The sequence below is a fragment of the uncultured Roseobacter sp. genome (assembly GCF_947495275.1).
Classification (GTDB): Bacteria; Pseudomonadota; Alphaproteobacteria; order Rhodobacterales; family Rhodobacteraceae; genus Roseobacter.
The window spans coordinates 23,034-40,623 of sequence record NZ_CANLYL010000008.1; the positions used below are offsets into that span (position 1 = coordinate 23,034).

The following is a 17,590-nucleotide window of genomic DNA, read 5'->3' on the forward strand; positions in this document are numbered from 1 at the left end:
CAAGTCAGAGCAAATAGAGGCGCAAAAGAAAAGGCCCTGCGCTGCGCAGGGCCCTATGATCTTTTGTGAAGGAAAAATCGTTTTTCGTGATCAGACCGTTGGTTCCGGCTCCAAACCGTCTTCCGACGGTGGCGCTTTCTTGGCCTTGGCTTTGGCCTTTGGAATGCCGGTCAGGCTTGGGGCCGAGCCGCTGTCGGGTTTATCCTCTTCATCCGCAGGCGGCACAGGCGGCTCACCATTCATCACCCGCTTGATCTCATCACCGGTCAGTGTTTCGTATTCCAGCAAACCCTGCGCGAGACGTTCAAATTCAATCTCATTTTCGGTGATAATCTTAAGCGCCCAATCGTATCCGTCCTGAATGAACTTCTGGACCTCTTCCTCAATCAGCTCTTTGGTGTTGGCTGAGACCGAGAAGCCAGCGGTATTCCCCTGGTAGCCTTCGGCGGCTTCGGAATAGTCAATGTTGCCTACTTTGTCGGACATTCCCCAACGCAATACCATCGCGCGCGCAAGGCCCGAGGCCTGCATGATGTCCCCCGCTGGCCCATTGGACACGGCATCGGGGCCGTATTTATGAATTTCCGCCGCCTTGCCCGCCATGGTCATGGCCAGACGCTGGTGACATTCGTCCTTGAACATGTTCAGGCGGTCCATTTCCGGCAGGCTCATCACCATCCCCAGGGCCCCGCCGCGCGGGATGATTGTCGCCTTGTAGACCGGGTCACATTTCGGCAGCTTGATCCCCACCAGCGCGTGTCCCGCTTCGTGATAGGCGGTCATTTCTTTCTGCTCAGGTGTCATGACCATGGAGCGACGCTCTGCCCCCATCATGATCTTGTCCTTGGCACTCTCGAAATCGATCATCGTGACAAAGCGCCGACCGACGCGGGCTGCCCCAAGCGCCGCCTCATTGACAAGGTTTGCCAGATCCGCACCAGAGAAGCCCGGTGTCCCCCGGGCAATGATGCGCAAATCTACATCCGGACCCAGTGGTGTCTTGCGCGCGTGGACACCAAGGATTTTCTCGCGGCCCTTGATGTCTGGGTTGCCCACGGTCACCTGACGGTCAAAGCGGCCCGGGCGCAGCAGCGCGGGGTCGAGCACGTCTTTACGGTTGGTGGCCGCGATGATGATCACGCCTTCGTTGGCCTCAAAGCCATCCATCTCCACCAGCAGCTGGTTGAGTGTCTGTTCGCGTTCATCATTGCCACCACCGTAACCAGCGCCGCGGTGACGGCCGACCGCGTCGATCTCGTCAATGAAAACGATACAGGGCGCATTCTTTTTCGCCTGTTCAAACATGTCGCGGACACGGGACGCACCAACACCCACAAACATTTCAACGAAATCCGAACCGGAAATTGTGAAAAACGGCACGCCAGCTTCGCCTGCAATGGCACGCGCCAACAGCGTTTTACCGGTACCGGGAGGGCCCTCAAGCAGAGCGCCTTTCGGAATTTTACCGCCCAATCGACTAAATTTCTGCGGATTACGCAGAAACTCGACGATTTCCTCAAGCTCTTCCTTGGCCTCATCGATTCCCGCAACATCGTCAAAGGTGACCCGACCGTGTTTTTCGGTCAGCATCTTGGCCTTGGATTTTCCAAACCCCATCGCCCCGCCTTTGCCACCGCCCTGCATCCGGTTCATGAAATAAACCCAGACGCCGATCAATAGCAGGAAGGGCAAGAGCGACATCAGAAAGGTCTGGAAACCCGATTGCTGTTGCTGTTCCGCACGAACCGTAATGTTGTTGTCGATCAAAAGGTTCGTGATTTCAGCGTCTTCCGGCTTAATCGCGATATAGTCGGCGCCATCAGCACGGCGGAAACGAACCTGCTCGCCATCCAGTGTGACGTTGCTGACCTCTCCTGATTCAACCGCATTCACAAACTCGGAATAGCTGATCTCGCGGCTTTGCAGCGTGTTGCCGGGACCACTGAACAGATTGAACAATGCCAGGATCAGGAGGAACAAGACGACCCAGAAGGCGATGTTACGTGCGTTACCCAAGGAAATTCTCCTAAAAATGCGCGTGGTGCGGATCGCAATGATACCACCACGCGCTTAAGATAGACACTGCGCGCCGAGGTTCAATGCGATAAAAGTGCGTCAAAGAATGCTTTTTCGCCTTTCACCAACGTCGCATGCCATCGCGTGGCGGTTCCTGCAAGGGGGGCGGCAACCAATTGATCGTCTTTCCAGACCGCAGGTGTCGCCAGCAGCGCGTCGCGAGGGCAACCCAACGCGCGCCATTGCGGAAAATCCCGCAGGCCGCGCTCCCCAAGCGCCGCAATGCGCAGCCCGGCATCTGGCTGGTCGATCTCATCCGCCTTTGAGGTCAATTGCCACCGGTTGTCCCATACGTCCGCGATGTCGCAAGACAGATGCCGGACCGGGTCAAGCTCGCGATATATCCACATGGCCCCCTTGGACCGGATGACATGACATCCTTCCAGTGTGCCGTTATGACCAGCCCTGAGACCGTCCATCAGCTTTTGTACGGACCTGCCGCGCGGCGCGTATCCTGCACCGCTAATCCATTGCAAGGCGCGGATCATGATGCGGCGCGCGGTTTCAGCGGGCAAGGCGTCGAAACCGGACCAATCGACCTTAAGCGCGCCCGCCTGTTCCGTAGTAATCTTTCTCGCGGCTGAGACCGCATGCGCATTCAGGGCGATACGTGTCCGCGCCATATTGTCGGCCACTTGCGAAAGCGCGGCGGCGCTGATGCCCAGCGGTTCAAGAACCGTAAGCGCCTGACGCAGTTTGATACGATCAAACCTCAGGTCGTCATTGCTGGGATCTTCACACCAGCGGATTTCGCGGTCCTGCAACATCTCGCGTAAACTGGCCCTTGAGACCTGCAACAACGGGCGCAGCCAGGTGATCCCATCCCGCGCGCGGCTTGGACCCATTGCCGCCAGACCGTCCACACCCGCACCGCGCGCCAGCCGCATCAGAACCGTTTCGGCCTGATCATCCTGTGTATGGCCAAGGGCAACATGGGAAAGCTGTTGAGACTTTGCCCAAGCGGCGATCAGACTGTAACGCGCCTCTCGTGCCGCGTTTTGCAGATTGCCCTGCCCGGTCCAACCGTCCCAGCGAAGAACCTTGTGGGGAATATCGAGACCAGCGCAAAGCTCAGCTACAAAGGCGGCCTCAACCTCTGCTTCCGTCCTCAAACCGTGATTGATCGTCACCGCGCAAAGTTGGAGCCTCTGGTTTCGCGCAATCTCATGCAGCAGATGAAGCAGAGCGACGGAATCGCCGCCGCCCGATACCGCGACGCCCAACCGTTTTGGCAGGTCCGGCGGAAGCTGCTGCGCAACCGCCTCCCTCAGGTCTCGCGATGCGCCGTTACGCACAGCCCAGCGATTGCATCTCTGCCTGAGCCTCGGCGACAACCGGATCGGATGGGAATCGCACACCGACTTCGCTGAGCGTCACGCAGGCCTCCTGTGTTTGTCCCAGCCCGCCCAGAGATCTGCCCAGGCGAAATAGCGATTGCGCGGCAACCGGTCCTGTTGGGTCAACGCTGAAACTGCTCAGGTAGGCGCGTGCTGCCTCACGCGTATCTCCCAAGCCTTCCAGCGCTTCGCCGCGTCCCAGATCAGCGCCCGCCGCCAGTGGTCCGCCCGGATAAGTTTGCGTGAAGGTCGCAAAAAGATCTGCCGCCTGCTGGAAATTGCCCTCCGCCAAAGCAGATTGAGCTCTCTTGAAATCCTCCTCTTCCCCGACCGCAAGCTGAATACCGTTGCCAGGAAGATCAGTGGCCGCGGGCAGTGTTGCAGCCCCCGTAGTCGTCTCGGTCCCGGCAGGCAGATCACCGCCCAGAGTTGTGGTCTCACCCAATGCCGCGATGTCCCCCCCTTCAAGCTCGACCAGTCTGAACTCCAGATCGCCGATACGGTTGGTGCCATCCTCGACAATGCGGTTGATCCGGAATTCCAACTCTTCGGTTTTGGAGGTCAATCGCCGCATCTCTGCTTCGATGACATTCATGCGATCCAGCACCGACCCGCCGGAGGTTTGCACCGAGGGTGACCCAGTGGTTGACAGCTCTCGCCTGAGTTTCTGGATTTCCACATAGAGCACCGTCATCTCCTGGCGGATGTCCGCAAGTGTCTGCTGATCCTGCGCGGCCGTCTCAACCGGCTGCAACAGGATCACGAGGGCAAGGGCGGCAAAGATGCGCATCGGATCAGCCTGTCAGACCGCCCGCCAGCACAGTGACCGCGCGGCGGTTCTTGGCATAGCAGGCCTCGTTGGAACAAATCTCGATGGGGCGTTCCTTGCCGTAGCTCACGGTCCGCAACCGATTACCCGCCACCCCTTTGGAGATCAGGTATTCCCGCACGGAATTTGCCCGACGCGCGCCCAAACCGACGTTATATTCACGGGTGCCCTGTTCATCTGCGTGGCCCTCGATGATCGCTGTAAAATCGGTATTCGTCAGCAACCAACTTGACTGGCCATCCAGAACGGCGCGCCCCTCCGGCGTCAGGTCGGACTGGTCCACCGCGAAAAGAACGCGGTCGCCAATGGTCTGGTTGAAGTAGGCCGTTGAGGTCGGGTCATTGGCGCTGCCGGGGACAATCGCACCACCGCTGCCCCCTCCGACCCCGCCGGTTGATCCATCCGCCCCAAATCGGCCCGGATTGGTGCAGGCCGCCAGGGCCAGCCCGGCGACGAGAAGAAGAATTTTCGCTGTTGGTTTCATGTTCACTGCCTCATGTGTTCCGTGTTGGAATTGTTATTTTGGGGTCTTTTTACCACAGGCGCACGCCCATGGGAACGACTTCAGATGTCTTACTTCAGCAAAGGCGACCACGACGGGTCAGAGCCGCCATCAGGGGTCCGCACAGGCCGCAGATTGCGTCCTGAAATATCAACAGAATAAAGCGTGGAGCTGCCGCTGGCCCCTTGGGATTCGCGGGTAAACATTATGACCCGCCCGTTCGGTGCCCAGGTTGGCCCCTCATCGAGGAAGGAGGCGGTCAACAACCGTTCCTCGGCCCCATCGGTCCGCATCACACCAATATGGAAGCGCCCGCCGTTTTGTTTGGTAAAGGCGATCAGATCCCCACGCGGCGACCAGACCGGCGTGCCATAGCGGCCCGGTCCGAAGGATATACGGCGCGCCTCTCCACCCCCGGCGGGCATGATGTAGAGTTGCTGGGACCCGGACCGGTCACTCTCAAACACAATCTGGCTGCCGTCAGGCGAAAAACTGGGCGCGGTTTCGATGGAAGGCGCGGATGTCAGGCGTTGCGTCCCGCCGCCGCCGACATTCATCGCGTAGATATCGGTGTTGCCACCCTGGCTGAGCGAGAATACGATATTTTGCCCGTCAGGCGCAAAACGCGGCGCAAAACTCATCGTGCCTTCCTGATTTTCCAACACGCGGCGCTGGACCGATCCGACGTCCAGCAGGTAGATGCGCGGAAAGCCGGTCTCATAGCTGGTATAGATCACCCGGTCGCCATTCGGCGAAAATCTCGGGGCCAGAACGATGGCGCTGCTGTCCGTCAAAAACTGCACATTGGCACCGTCGTAATCCATGATCGCCAGGCGTTTCTGGCGAGCGTCCTTGCTGCCGGTCTCGGATACGTAAACAACGCGGCTGTCAAAATACCCCCCCTCGCCCGTGATCCGGCTGTAAACCGCATCGGCAACCTTATGCGCCATACGCCGCCAGCCCTCAGGCGTGCCGGAAAATTGCAATCCCGATCCCATCTCCGCACCGGAGAATACGTCATAAAGGCGAAACTTCACCGTAAGCTGGTTGCCCTGCACCGCCACGGCGCCGGTGATCAGCGCCTGAGCATTGATTGCTTTCCAATCGGCATATTGCACCGGATCAGCGAAATTGCTTACGGTGCTGATAAAGGCCGTCGCCGGAATTTCGCGAAAAAGCCCGGTACCCACAAGATCCCCGGAAACAACCTGGCTGATCTGCGCCGCAACGCCTGTCGCATCCCCCGTTTCGGCCTGGAAAACCGGCAAGGCGAAGGGCAAGGGTTCAATCACACCTTCGGTGATTTCGATGCGCAAGGGGCCGCTGCTTTGCGCGCCTGCAAATCCCGCCGTAAGGGACATTAGCCCCAGCGCTGCGAGCAATACCATACCCAGAAATCTCATTTGATCCGCATCCTTTCGGGATTGAAGGTCATCTCAATATCCTGCCACTGACTATATTTTTCTACGGGTAAATCGAAACCTTTTGCGCCACATCTGATAATTGCGCGGCGTGCCGCCTCAAATGCCTGACGCGCCGCCTGTTCTGTTCCACCGGAGCTTGAGTTCATCCGAATGGACGATGTTACAGGCTTGCCGTCCTGTGTCATGGCCACCGATACCACCACCGTGGTGTTCAGCGCATCAGTTGAAAGCGAGCCGACATTCCAGCAATTTGATACCGCAACCCGCAAGGCATCCTTCTCCCCGGCAGAAAGCGGCGGCCCCTGCGGTGTGGAGGGTGCGGAAGACTCCGCCGCCAGCGCCTCGGCCAGCGCCGATGCAACAGCATCTTCTGTTGTGTCCTGAGCCGGGGCTGGGGGTTCGGCGGTCTCGGTCGGCTGCGCTACCTGTTGGACCGGTGGATCAGGGCGGCGGGCAGGCGGCCGTTTGGTTGGCACCGGTGCAGCGCTTGGCTCTTCTGCTTCGGTGACGATCTCTGTCGCGGCCGCTTCCGGTGCCGTTGCCTCAACCGGATCCTGTGGTGTGTCACCAGTTTGGTCAGGCGTCACAGCTTCCTGCTCAACCGCGTCGGGTGTCGCTTCGGGCTCGGGTTGGGCAACCGCCTCAGGGGCCACACGTTCGGCGGCTTGCGGCACGGGACGGTCGCTGACTTCGGGCACCAGCACCGCCACATCGGCGGGAGGTTCAGGCAATACCGGCGCCTGGTCACTCACCTCAGCCTGTGGCAACGGCGCGAGCTCCGAGACATCCGGCGCTTCTTCGTTACTTGGCGCTTCGGTCTGTTCGGGCGGGCTTTGATCCGCAACGCTATCTTCGGTGGCCGCTATTTCGGGGGCTTCCGGCGTCACTTCCGGGCTTGAAGGTTGCGCCACTTCGGTCGTCGATTGCGGGGCCTGACCAGCCGCCACCATAGCCGCGTATTCGGCACCTGAAATCACCGAAACGGTGCTGGCCTCAAACGGCAGAGGCTCTGCCGCAAACACATCCCCAAAGATCAGCCAGCCGATCAAAGCCAGATGCCCCGCGCCTGAGATATAGTGACCGGTATGCACCGCGGCCCTACTGACCCGCACCACCGGCGGTGCCATCCTGACCGTCAAGCGTGGGTCCGCCGATATCCGTGACCAGACCGATATTGGCAAAGCCACCGGCATTCAGTGCGCCCATGACCTCCATCACCTGCGCATAAGGAACCGCCCCATCAGCCCTCAGGAACACCTGATCACTGGTCCGCTCTGCCGCAATCGCCCGCAGTTTCGGGATCAGTTCGCCCCGCGCGGTTTCCGTCGTCTGGATTTGCAAGCTGCCTTCTGCAGTAATCGTGATGGTCAGCGGTTCTTCCTGATCCGCAGGCAGCGCGCCTGCGGCGGTTTTGGGCAGTTCAACCGGCACGCCCACCGTCAACAGCGGGGCCGCGACCATGAAAATGATCAGCAGCACCAGCATCACATCCACAAAAGGCGTGACGTTGATTTCCGACATCGGCTGCGGCTTGCCGCGCCCGCGACGTCTGCGACGTGTGCCTTCGCCGCCCTGGTTCTGGATGACACCCGCGCCCATCGGTCAACTGTCCAACTGGCGGCTGAGGATGGTGGCGAACTCATCGGCGAAGGCTTCATAGCCCGACAGGATCTTGTCGCAATCCGCACTCAGCTTGTTGTAAAAGATCACCGCCGGGATCGCGGCCAACAGCCCCAGACCCGTGGCCAGCAGGGCTTCGGCAATGCCTGGTGCTACCACCGCCAGATTGGTATTTTGCTGTTCGGCAATCTCAATAAAGGCATTCATGATGCCCACGACCGTGCCGAAAAGCCCGATGAAGGGCGCGGAAGACCCAACCGTTGCCAGAACGGTCAACCCGCCACGCAGGTAATCCGCTTCCTTGTTGATCGCCACATCCATCGACCGGTCGATGCGCGAGGTCGCCCCCGCGATCAGCCCGCCGTCATCGCGGTGCGAGCGTCGCCATTCGGTCATGCCGGCGGCGAAGATTTTCTCCGAACTGCCAGAGGGCGCTGGCCCCACGGTTTCAAACAGTCCATCGAGCGGCTCCCCGGACCAGAAGGACTGGTCGAACTCGGCCGCCTCGGCGCGTGCCTTCCGATAGACAATCAGCTTCATCACGATGATCGACCATGACCAGAAGGAGGCAACAATCAACATGATCATCACAAGTTTGACGAGGAGTGTTGCGCGGGCAAACAGCCCCCAGAAGGAGAAATCAATCTCCTGCGCCAATGCTAGCGTTTCTGCTTCCATGATGCCTGCTCTTTAACTTTTCACCGCTCAGGGTCGTTTAGCCGACCTCAATTTCACGCGATTCTAACGAAGAACAACCAGGATTGCTATCACTATGCTGTCAGGAGGGGTCGCTAATCGGCATTGAGCGGAGTTTTGCTGGCAATCTGCTGGGCTTTCCCTTGGCCCCGATGCAGGCGATTGTGACTTTCGCGGCAAAAATCAGCGCCTCTTGCCGAAGCACATTCTGAGCCATGACCATGCGCGCAGGCGTGAGCTGGATCAGGCTTGTCTGCACCTCCAGCGCGTCATCAAACAGCGCGGACTGGACATAATCGGCCTCAATGCGCCTGACCGCGAAAACGTTTCCCTCAGCCTTCATCGCCAGTTGGTCAATCCCGATCTCACGCACCCAATCGCTGCGCGCGCGCTCAATATAGCGCAGATAATTGGCGTAATAGACAATGCCCGCCATATCGGTGTCTTCATAGTAGACGCGGATGGGAAAGCGGTGCATCAGATGTCCTTTGTCCGGTAATTGGGCAGTTGATCCAGGTTATTGCATTTGCCCGATGCGCGCGGCAAGGCGCAGGGCATGGCTTGGGTCCTGCGCGCAAGCGGGCAAAACCGGATCATAGGCGGCACGGATCAGCGCGGAAATTTCCGGCCGCAGGATCGTCTTGCCTCCCAGCACCGCCAGAGGTGAGGTCGTGCGAAAGGCGGTATCCGACCACAGAAGGGTGGATTGCACGATCTGGGTCAGCGCCAGTGTTTCCGCAGGTACAGCGCTGAGTTCCGCATCCATGCGCAGGAACACAAAACAGGCTTTGATGGCCCCATCCGGGTCGAAATGGAAAATCCTGTATTGATTGGCATCTGCTGCCTTGAGCTTGTCGAGCAGCGGACCGAGTTCGGGAATGAGCCGATCAAGATCGGGCACCTGGGGCAATTCATCCCATTCGCGGAAAAAGAAGATCATCAGGTTGCTGCCCAATTCAGGGTCCGTCTCGGCCATTTTGTGACCCGAAAGGACCATGACCGCCTCCAAGGCGCCCTTGACCACGGCCAGCGTTTCATCGGTCACACCGAAGACAATCGGCGCGATGGGTCTGCCCCAGCGCGCAAAGTAGTAGGCGCCGCTTTCCCGGGTGAACAATGCTTCAATGTCATCTGCTTGCATCAATGGTGCACCCTTCCTGAGAGGGTCAGTCAGCTTCCAAACAGATCGCTCTGCGATTTGGGGGGCGTCAAGCCGAGATGGCTCCAGCCTTTTTGCGCCAGCATCCGCCCGCGCGGGGTCCGCTGAATCAACCCTTGTTGCAAAAGGAAGGGCTCGATGACCTCTTCCAGCGCATCGCGGCTTTCGCTCAAGGCAGCACTCATGGTCTCAATACCCACTGGGCCACCTGCGTAGTTCTCTGCAATCAACCGCAGATACCGCCGGTCCGCGCCGTCAAGCCCCAGATGATCGACCCCGAGGCGGGTCAGGGCCATATCCGCCAGTTCGCGGGTCACCCGACCATCCCCTTCGACGATGGCGAAATCTACCACGCGGCGCAGTAACCGCCCTGCAATGCGCGGCGTGCCACGGGCGCGACGGGCAATCTCCCGCGCGCCGCTTTCATCGGCAGGCGCGCCCAGCTTTCGCGCGTTCCGCTCGATGATGATGAACAACTCATCTTCGGTATAAAACTGCAAACGCGTCGGAATGCCGAAGCGGTCACGCAAGGGCGTGGTCAACAAACCCATCCGGGTCGTTGCCCCCACCAGCGTGAAGGGCTGCAACTCAATGCGCACGGTACGTGCGGCGGGCCCCTCTCCGATGATCAGATCCAGTTCGAAATCTTCCAGCGCCGGATAAAGCACTTCTTCCACCGCCGGATTGAGCCGGTGAATTTCGTCGATGAACAGGACGTCCCGCGCCTCCAGATTGGTCAGAATGGCCGCCAGATCACCGGCCTTGGCCAGAACCGGCCCGCTGGTCATGCGGAACCCCACGCCCAGCTCGCGCGCCATGATCTGCGCCAGCGTGGTCTTGCCCAGCCCCGGCGGGCCATGGAACAGCGTGTGATCCATCGCTTCGCCACGCTGCCGGGCAGATTGGATAAAAACACGTAAATTGGCGCGCGCCTCCGCCTGTCCGACGAATTCCTCCAGCATCTGCGGACGCAGAGCGCGATCCACATCCTCTGGCAATGGTTCCGGCCGCACGGTGGGATCAATGTCGCTCATCTGCTCTCCTGCAAGGCTCAGGTCCCCTTAGTTCTTTGGTGCCAGAAGTTTCAAGGCCGCGCGGATCAGTGCCGGTGTTTGTGCATCGGGGTTTTCTCCCGCCGCTTGCGCAACGGCCCCCGCGGCATCACCGGGCGCATAGCCCAGATTGGCCAGGGCCGAGAGAGCATCGGCCTGCGACGACGCAGTTACCGGCGCTGCGGATGCCGTTTGCACCATCGTTGGTTCAATCACCTCCGCGGGCACATCGCCGGTTGCAGCCGCCAATCCCCCCGACATCGCCATAATGCCCGGAGCCTTGTCCTTGAGATCAAGCACAACCCGCTGCGCAATCTTTGGCCCGACGCCTTTCGCCGCTTTGACCGCATTCCAGTCCCCCAGAGCGATGGCGCGGCTCACACCGTCCGGACCCAACGTTCCGAGAATTGCCAGCGACGCTTTGGCACCCACCCCTTGAACGGAGGTCAGCAACCGATGCCATTCCTTTTCCGCCAGTGTTGCAAAGCCAAAAAGTTGCAGCACGTCCTCGCGCACCAGCAGGTCGGTAAAAAGCGCGACCGTCTCGCCCGCGCCGGGTAGGCTGGCCAATGTGCGCTCCGAACAATAGACAAGATAACCGACACCGCGCACGTCGACCAACAAGTGGTCCGTGCTCTTGTAATCGATGCGCCCCGCGATCTTGCCAATCATGCGCCCGCCCTTTCGATCGCCGCTCGCAGACCATCGGCGCCGCTATAATGAGCATGACAGATTGCGATCGCCAGCGCGTCAGCCGCATCCGGTCCGGCAATTTCCGCACCGGGCAATTGCATCCGCACCATGTGCAGAACCTGGCCCTTATCAGCATGCCCGACACCCACAACAGCCTTCTTGACCTTGTTGGGGGCATATTCGCCGATGACCAGCCCAGCCTGCGCCGGCACCAGCATGGCAATTCCGCGCGCCTGCCCCAGTTTCAGCGTGCCTGCTCCATCCTTGTTCACGAAGGTCTGTTCCACGGCCGCTTCCTGGGGGCCAAATTGTGCGATGATGCGGGTCAACTGCCCGTGCAATGACAAAAGCCGCTGCGCCAGATCATCTCCCTTGGAGACGCAAATGCCGTTCGCGACGTGAGAAACCTTGCTTCCCACGACGTCAACGACGCCCCAGCCAAGGTTTCGCAACCCCGGATCGATGCCGATTACCCGTATCATAGGCCCTGCCCTGACATTTTGTTTCTTATTTTACGCATTAGCACGAAAGGCGAACACGGGCCAAGCGCTTCCTTTTTTCCAGCATGCAGAGAAAACCTATGCGCTGGCAGCGTTCTTGAGGCCGGAAAACGGCATTTCCAAGTCTGTTTTCGACGCGTCGCGTCAATCTATTTCTTTTTGTTTACCATGGGTTAACCACATTCTCGACCTATGCAAATAGCGCATATCAAACATGCGTTTTCTCACCTTGCTCAACTTTCAGACAGGTCCTATCTGCCCCTCATCACACACCGGCAAGACCGGTTCACATTCAAAACTAAGGACGGCTACAATGGCTTTTTTTGACATCACCCGCACCACATACGGCACTGCATCTGTTGTAAGCCGTTTCTTCGGCTTCCTGAACGACACGATCTCTTCGGTTGTTGCCTGGAACGATGCGCGCGTTACCCGCAATGCGCTGAGCTCTCTGTCTGATCGTGAATTGGACGATATCGGGCTGAGCCGTTCCGACATCGATTATGTCGCAGACAGCAACATCATTCGCTAAGGCGCAGGTCTAAACAACCACGCGCTAAAAGGAAAAGCCGCTTCTCCGACAATCGGAGAAGCGGCTTTTTTAACAGATGAACACCTTTGGAGGGACGTTCGTTCACACACTCGAACAGCCGAGAGAGCCGTTCGTACTCATTCAGGGCAGCGCTTTGGTAATGTTCTCCGCCAGGTAGCGCGAAACGGGGTCAGCTTGCATTACCCACCCGGCTGCGCGTTCAAAAACGGTCCCGTCGGCGAGAGCTTCGACCCGGCTTTCATAGATGCCAAGACCTGTCGACGCCATCATCAGCGCTTTAAAGACCAGAACACCCGCTACGGTAAAAACGATTGCGCGGGGCCGGATCGGAAATCTCGCGCGTTTGGGTTCAACGGTGATCAACCCGTCATCACCAAGCTTTGCGACATAGCCCCGTGCCAGCTGACGGTGCTTATCACTCACCACGGCAATGCGTTTTTCGAATTGAGCGAATGTATCGGACATCACACTCTCCTGACCATCAGGCCCCCACCCGACTACGATCAAAATTGATTGGAATGCATGACAAATTCAAGGCAAATTGACCAAATGTGGCAAAACTGGGGCGATTAAGGCAGTTCTCTACTTAAAGTAAGCGTTGTCCAGTCAACAATCTCATCCCGACTTACGAGATTGATGCCAACTTGCGCATAAACCGCAATGATATCATCGGCCTGCTCATTCAGAATACCGGACAGAATCGCGTATCCGCCGGGTCTGAGATGATTTGCCATTTCCGGTGCCAGCGCGACCAGCGGACCTTTGAGAATGTTAGCAAAAACCAGATCGAAGGGACGCGCGCTCCGCAAATCCGGATGATCAAACCCGGCGGCTTCAAGGCAGGAAATACGATCCTCAAGCCCATTGGCGCTGGCGTTCGCCCGCGCTACCTCGACAGCCACCTCGTCAATATCGCTGGCAAGCACATGTATCGGCCAGAGCCGCGCCGCCGCCATGGCCAGCACCGCAGTACCACATCCGATATCTGCAACCTGCTGCCCCTGAAACCCGGTCTCTGCCAATCGGTCCAGCGCCTTCAGGCAACCCAGCGTCGTGCCGTGGTGGCCGGTGCCGAACGCCATTGCGGCCTCGATCAACAGCGGCTCAACACCCTCGGGAACCTTATCGGCATCATGCGCCCCGTAAACGAAAAACCGCCCTGCTTCGACAGGGGCGAGTTCACGACGCACATGGACAACCCAATCGGTTTCCGGCAGTTCGGATATCACGAAAGGGTTGGCGCCCATCGCCGTTGCCAGCAGGGTCAGCGCGGTGTCGTCAGGGCTTTCGGTGAAATACCCGCCCACTTCCCAAAGGCCAGAATCGTCTTCGACCTCAAAGACGCCAATCCCGGTGGGTTCCGGGTCCAGATGCTCCATTGCATCGCCCAGTTTTTCGGCGGCGGCTTTTCCGGTCACGGTGGTCAGGGCGGTGAAGGTTGGCATCAGCGTCTCCAGGATTTTCCTGATCGCCTAGGGCCAGCGCTTGCGAAGGTCAAGCAGACAACCCGCGGGTGGGCCGCGCCCGCGCATCGGAATTACCGGAGAGGCAGCTCTTGTAACGCCGGTTTTTCACTCCGCGGCAGCGGTTATCCTGCCGGAAAAGACCGTCTCATTGCCCTTTTCGGGATGGCGGGGGATCAAGGTGGCGAGCGTCAGGGACACGCTGGCCATGCCCGCCGCCAGCAAAAACACCGCAGCAGGCGAGACCAGCCACAAAAGCCCCAGCAGGACCGGTAGAAACACTGCCGCAATATGGTTGATGGTAAAGGCCACGGCAGCGGTGGGCGCGATATCACCAGGATCGCTGATTTTCTGGAAATAGGTCTTCATCGCCAGTGCGAGCCCAAAGAACATGTGGTCGATCACATAGAGAAAGGCCGCGACATGAAAACTCCAGTCATAGAAATAGACACCGCCATAGGCCAGAAAGACGCAGACAAGCCCAGTGTATTCGAAAACCAGCGCATTACGCTCGCCAAAACGGGCTACAATATGCCCTAGGAAAGGCGCCACGCACATGTTGATCACGAGGTTGATGAGATAGAGGCCGACAACTTCATGCACCTCGAAGCCGAATTTCTCGACCATCATGAAACCAGCAAAAACCATGAATATCTGCCGCCGTGCGCCGGACATGAACTGCAGCGCGTAGTAGAGCCAATAGCGTCGGCGCAGAATCATTTTCTTGATTTGCGGATGTGGTGCTTCGAACTGCGGATAGACCAGCAGGGCGAACAGACCGATGGCGCAGGTGATCCCGCCGCCCACCATGAAGACAAGGTTATAGGTCAGCCCCAGGGGCTCCCAGAGGATCATGATGATGAAATAAACGATGAAAGTCGCCGCAGAGGCGGTGGCCATGATCCAACCCAATATCTGTGGGGCACGGTCCTTGGGCAGCCATTGAAGTTGCAGCGACTGGTTGACGGTCTCGTAATAGTGAAACCCCACCGAACTGAGAAAGGTCAGGATCAGGATGCCGGTCAGTTGCGGGAACTGCGCGGTCAAAGCCGTAGCCGCCCCCAGCAGCATGAGCGATACGAGGCCCAGCACCTGTTCGCGCATGAAAATGATGACCGCGATCACGCCGACGGCGAGAAAGCCCGGGATTTCCCGCACCGTATGCAGCAACCCGATGTCCGCGCCGTCGAACGACGCCATTTCCTTCACGAAATTGTTCAGCAGCGCATACCATGTGTAAAATGCAACCGGCATAGCAAACGCCATTAAGAACAAAAGCGTCGTGGGGCGACGCCAGAGCGGCAGGCCCTGCGCCACATCCAGCGCCATGATATTACGAAGCGGAGACATATGAGAGCCTTATGCCTTTTGCCGCGCTTTGGCGAGGTGCAAAAAAGCACAATTCACAAGGCTCAACTGCACCCTTCGACAAGGCTTAGCCGTCACCTGAAGAGCCGTCAGAGTTCAATTCCGGTCAGTAGAAACTCTGCGGGTCGATATCCACGGCCAGTCGCAAATCGCCCTTCAGCGGCACCTGCGCGACCCAGCGGGCCAGCGCGTCTTGTAAGGGTGCCGATTTTTCCGCCTTGACCAGCAATCTGACACGGTGCCGCCCGCGCACGCGCGCGATGGGGGCTGGCGCAGGCCCAAAAACCTGCGCGCCGATGGAGCGCAGCGGCGCATCCTGACGGGCCAGCAGGTTGCCCGCATCAAAGACTTTCGCAACATCCGGCCCGCTGAGGATGATACCTGCCATTCGCCCGTAGGGCGGCACGCCTGCCGCTTCCCGCTCACGCGCCTCCGCCGCCCAGAAACGGTCTTCGTCACCAGCGAGAATAGCGCGGATCACCGGGTGTTCGGGCTGGTAGGTCTGCAAGAGCGCTGTGCCGGGTTTCTCCGCCCGTCCGGCCCGGCCCGCCACTTGCCGCATCAGTTGGAATGTCCGTTCCGCCGCGCGCAAATCCGACCCCTGCAGGCCCAGATCAGCATCAATGACCCCGACCAGAGTGAGTTTGGGGAAATTGTGCCCCTTGGCCACCAGTTGCGTGCCGATGATGATGTCGGCGGCCCCTTCGGCGATCCCTTCGATCTCTGCCTTCAAAGCCCGCGCGGAGCCGTACATGTCCGAACTCAATGTGGCGATCCGCGCATCGGGGAAAAGGGCGGCGGCTTCTTCGCCCAGACGCTCAACACCCGGACCGACCGGGGCCAGACGTCCTTCGGCATCGCAGGACGGGCAAATCGTGGGCATGGGTTTGGTCTCGCCGCACTGATGACAGACCAGCCGCTTGAGAAACCGGTGCTCGACCATGCGCGCGTCACAATCGTCACAGCCGATCTGGTGCCCGCACGCCCGGCAAAGCGTGATCGGCGCGTAGCCCCGGCGGTTGATGAAAAGCAGCGATTGTTCGCCAGCCGCCAGCCGCGCCTCAACCTGCGTCTTCAACTGCTCAGACACCCAGCGATCGGAGGGCAACCCCTCCGAACGCATATCAAGCGCACGCATTTCCGGCATGACCGCCGGACCAAAGCGGGAGGTCAGTTCCAGCCGGTTGTATTTGCCCGCCTGCGCATTGGCCCAGCTTTCCAGACTTGGCGTGGCTGAGGCCAACACCACCTGCGCCCCGCAGATCGAGGCACGCAGCACCGCCATGTCGCGCGCATTGTAAAGCACGCCCTCTTCCTGCTTGTAGGACGTGTCGTGCTCTTCATCGACCACGATCAGACCCAGGTTCTGAAACGGCAAAAACAGCGCCGAACGCGCGCCAATGACCAGTTGCGCTTTGCCCTGCCCCACCATACGCCAGATGCGCCTGCGTTCTGTCATCGTGGCACCGGAATGCCATTCGGCAGGTTTGGCGCCAAAGCGTTCCTGAACCCGGGTCAGGAATTCCGCCGTCAAGGCAATCTCCGGCAACAGCACAAGCGCCTGACGCCCCGCGCGCAAGGCAGCCGCGACCGCTTCGAGGTAAACTTCGGTCTTGCCCGACCCGGTCACCCCGCGCAGCAGGGTTGTGCCGTATTTTTCTGATCGTACCGCGTGCGATAGCTGTGCGGCACCTTCGGCCTGTTCGTTGGTCAATTCCTTGCCGGGAAGGTCAGGATCAAGCCGCGCAAAGGGCAGATCACGGGGGCTGTCCTCTTCCGCGACCGCCCGTTGCGCCACCAGCCCCTTGACCACCGAAGAGCCGACACCGGCCATCTCCGCCAGCTCCTTGAGTGTGAAGGCCAGATCACCATAAGCGCTGAGCGCGTCCAGAACCTTGCGGCGTGCGGCGGTCATTTTATCCGGCTCACCGGGTCCGCGACGGTAAATCTTGCGCATCGACGGTGGATCACCCAAGCCCGGCGCACGGGTTGCCAGACGCAACATCGCGGGCATGGGCGTCAGGGTATAATCTGCCGCGCGCTCCAGAAAACTGCGCATTTCCGCGCGCATGGGGGCCGCATCAAGCACCCGGATCACCGATCTGATCCTGGACAGATCATAGTCGCCCTTGCCCGGTCCCCAGACGACACCGATGACCTTGCGCGGGCCCAGCGGCACCTCTACAAATGCGCCCAGATGGCACCCGCCTTCAGGAGCGCGATAGTCCAGCGCACGCCCCAAAGGTTGCGCCGTAAGCACGCCGACCAGGTCTCCAGGATCGTAGAATTGCGGCAGACTCAACGCGGGCGCTCCGAAA

18 protein-coding genes are annotated in these 17,590 nt (G+C 59.5%); 1 reads left to right on the forward strand and 17 read right to left on the reverse strand.

The features are described from left to right. Positions 1 to 90: 90 nt before the first annotated feature. The 13 genes from ftsH to ruvC form a co-directional block, all read right to left on the reverse strand. Positions 91 to 2,016: an ATP-dependent zinc metalloprotease FtsH gene (gene ftsH, locus Q0802_RS15040; protein ID WP_298919710.1), complete on the reverse strand. Its 1,926-nt coding sequence runs from the start codon at positions 2,014 to 2,016 to the stop codon at positions 91 to 93. Between the two features lie 80 nt (positions 2,017 to 2,096). Beyond that, positions 2,097 to 3,371: a tRNA lysidine(34) synthetase TilS gene (gene tilS / locus Q0802_RS15045; protein ID WP_298919712.1), complete on the reverse strand. Its 1,275-nt coding sequence runs from the start codon at positions 3,369 to 3,371 to the stop codon at positions 2,097 to 2,099. Further along, on the reverse strand, positions 3,364 to 4,203 hold the full coding sequence (gene ybgF / locus Q0802_RS15050; protein ID WP_298919714.1) for a tol-pal system protein YbgF: 840 nt from the start codon (positions 4,201 to 4,203) through the stop codon (positions 3,364 to 3,366). Before ybgF ends, tilS begins: the two co-directional genes overlap by 8 nt. Positions 4,204 to 4,207: 4 nt before the next feature. Then, the gene (pal, locus tag Q0802_RS15055; protein ID WP_298919716.1) at positions 4,208 to 4,726 is read right to left on the reverse strand and encodes a peptidoglycan-associated lipoprotein Pal; all 519 of its coding nucleotides are present in this window, start codon (positions 4,724 to 4,726) and stop codon (positions 4,208 to 4,210) included. A gap of 89 nt (positions 4,727 to 4,815) precedes the next feature. Next, positions 4,816 to 6,132, reverse strand: a complete 1,317-nt coding sequence (gene tolB, locus Q0802_RS15060) for a Tol-Pal system beta propeller repeat protein TolB (RefSeq protein WP_298920144.1) — start codon at positions 6,130 to 6,132, stop codon at positions 4,816 to 4,818. A gap of 11 nt (positions 6,133 to 6,143) precedes the next feature. Next, entirely contained in the window at positions 6,144 to 7,295 is a 1,152-nt protein-coding gene (locus tag Q0802_RS15065) for an energy transducer TonB (RefSeq protein ID WP_298919718.1), read from the reverse strand. Beyond that, positions 7,267 to 7,767 carry a protein TolR gene (gene tolR / locus Q0802_RS15070; protein ID WP_298919720.1) on the reverse strand — a complete coding sequence of 167 codons (501 nt, stop codon included), beginning with the start codon at positions 7,765 to 7,767 and terminating at the stop codon, positions 7,267 to 7,269. Before tolR ends, Q0802_RS15065 begins: the two co-directional genes overlap by 29 nt. A 3-nt stretch (positions 7,768 to 7,770) precedes the next feature. Next, positions 7,771 to 8,466, reverse strand: coding sequence for a protein TolQ (tolQ, locus tag Q0802_RS15075; protein ID WP_298919722.1), 696 nt, complete (start codon positions 8,464 to 8,466; stop codon positions 7,771 to 7,773). 100 nt (positions 8,467 to 8,566) lie between these two features. Next, positions 8,567 to 8,965, reverse strand: coding sequence for a tol-pal system-associated acyl-CoA thioesterase (ybgC, locus tag Q0802_RS15080; protein ID WP_298920146.1), 399 nt, complete (start codon positions 8,963 to 8,965; stop codon positions 8,567 to 8,569). A gap of 36 nt (positions 8,966 to 9,001) precedes the next feature. Beyond that, positions 9,002 to 9,625 carry a hypothetical protein gene (locus Q0802_RS15085; protein ID WP_298919724.1) on the reverse strand — a complete coding sequence of 208 codons (624 nt, stop codon included), beginning with the start codon at positions 9,623 to 9,625 and terminating at the stop codon, positions 9,002 to 9,004. Positions 9,626 to 9,654: 29 nt separating this feature from the next. Continuing rightward, positions 9,655 to 10,677: a Holliday junction branch migration DNA helicase RuvB gene (ruvB, locus tag Q0802_RS15090; protein ID WP_298919726.1), complete on the reverse strand. Its 1,023-nt coding sequence runs from the start codon at positions 10,675 to 10,677 to the stop codon at positions 9,655 to 9,657. Between the two features lie 27 nt (positions 10,678 to 10,704). Beyond that, positions 10,705 to 11,367: a Holliday junction branch migration protein RuvA gene (gene ruvA, locus Q0802_RS15095; protein WP_298919728.1), complete on the reverse strand. Its 663-nt coding sequence runs from the start codon at positions 11,365 to 11,367 to the stop codon at positions 10,705 to 10,707. After that, positions 11,364 to 11,870, reverse strand: coding sequence for a crossover junction endodeoxyribonuclease RuvC (ruvC, locus tag Q0802_RS15100; protein ID WP_298919730.1), 507 nt, complete (start codon positions 11,868 to 11,870; stop codon positions 11,364 to 11,366). The genes ruvA and ruvC overlap by 4 nt, the downstream gene beginning before the upstream one ends. 331 nt (positions 11,871 to 12,201) lie before the next feature. On the opposite strand from ruvC, the gene Q0802_RS15105 reads away from it, so the two are divergent. Beyond that, a complete protein-coding gene (locus Q0802_RS15105) occupies positions 12,202 to 12,420 on the forward strand; it encodes a DUF1127 domain-containing protein (RefSeq protein WP_298919732.1) in 219 nt (72 codons plus the stop codon). Between the two features lie 141 nt (positions 12,421 to 12,561). Here Q0802_RS15105 and Q0802_RS15110 read toward each other — a convergent pair whose 3' ends face one another. From Q0802_RS15110 to Q0802_RS15125, 4 genes are all read right to left on the reverse strand, one after another. Then, positions 12,562 to 12,906, reverse strand: a complete 345-nt coding sequence (locus tag Q0802_RS15110; protein ID WP_298919734.1) for a hypothetical protein — start codon at positions 12,904 to 12,906, stop codon at positions 12,562 to 12,564. A gap of 104 nt (positions 12,907 to 13,010) precedes the next feature. Continuing rightward, positions 13,011 to 13,886 (reverse strand): 50S ribosomal protein L11 methyltransferase, encoded by an 876-nt coding sequence (locus Q0802_RS15115; RefSeq protein ID WP_298919736.1) that lies wholly within the window; start codon positions 13,884 to 13,886, stop codon positions 13,011 to 13,013. A gap of 126 nt (positions 13,887 to 14,012) precedes the next feature. Then, positions 14,013 to 15,254: an MFS transporter gene (locus tag Q0802_RS15120; protein WP_298919738.1), complete on the reverse strand. Its 1,242-nt coding sequence runs from the start codon at positions 15,252 to 15,254 to the stop codon at positions 14,013 to 14,015. A 124-nt stretch (positions 15,255 to 15,378) separates the two neighbouring features. Further along, positions 15,379 to 17,574 carry a primosomal protein N' gene (locus Q0802_RS15125; protein WP_298919739.1) on the reverse strand — a complete coding sequence of 732 codons (2,196 nt, stop codon included), beginning with the start codon at positions 17,572 to 17,574 and terminating at the stop codon, positions 15,379 to 15,381. Positions 17,575 to 17,590 lie beyond the last annotated feature (16 nt).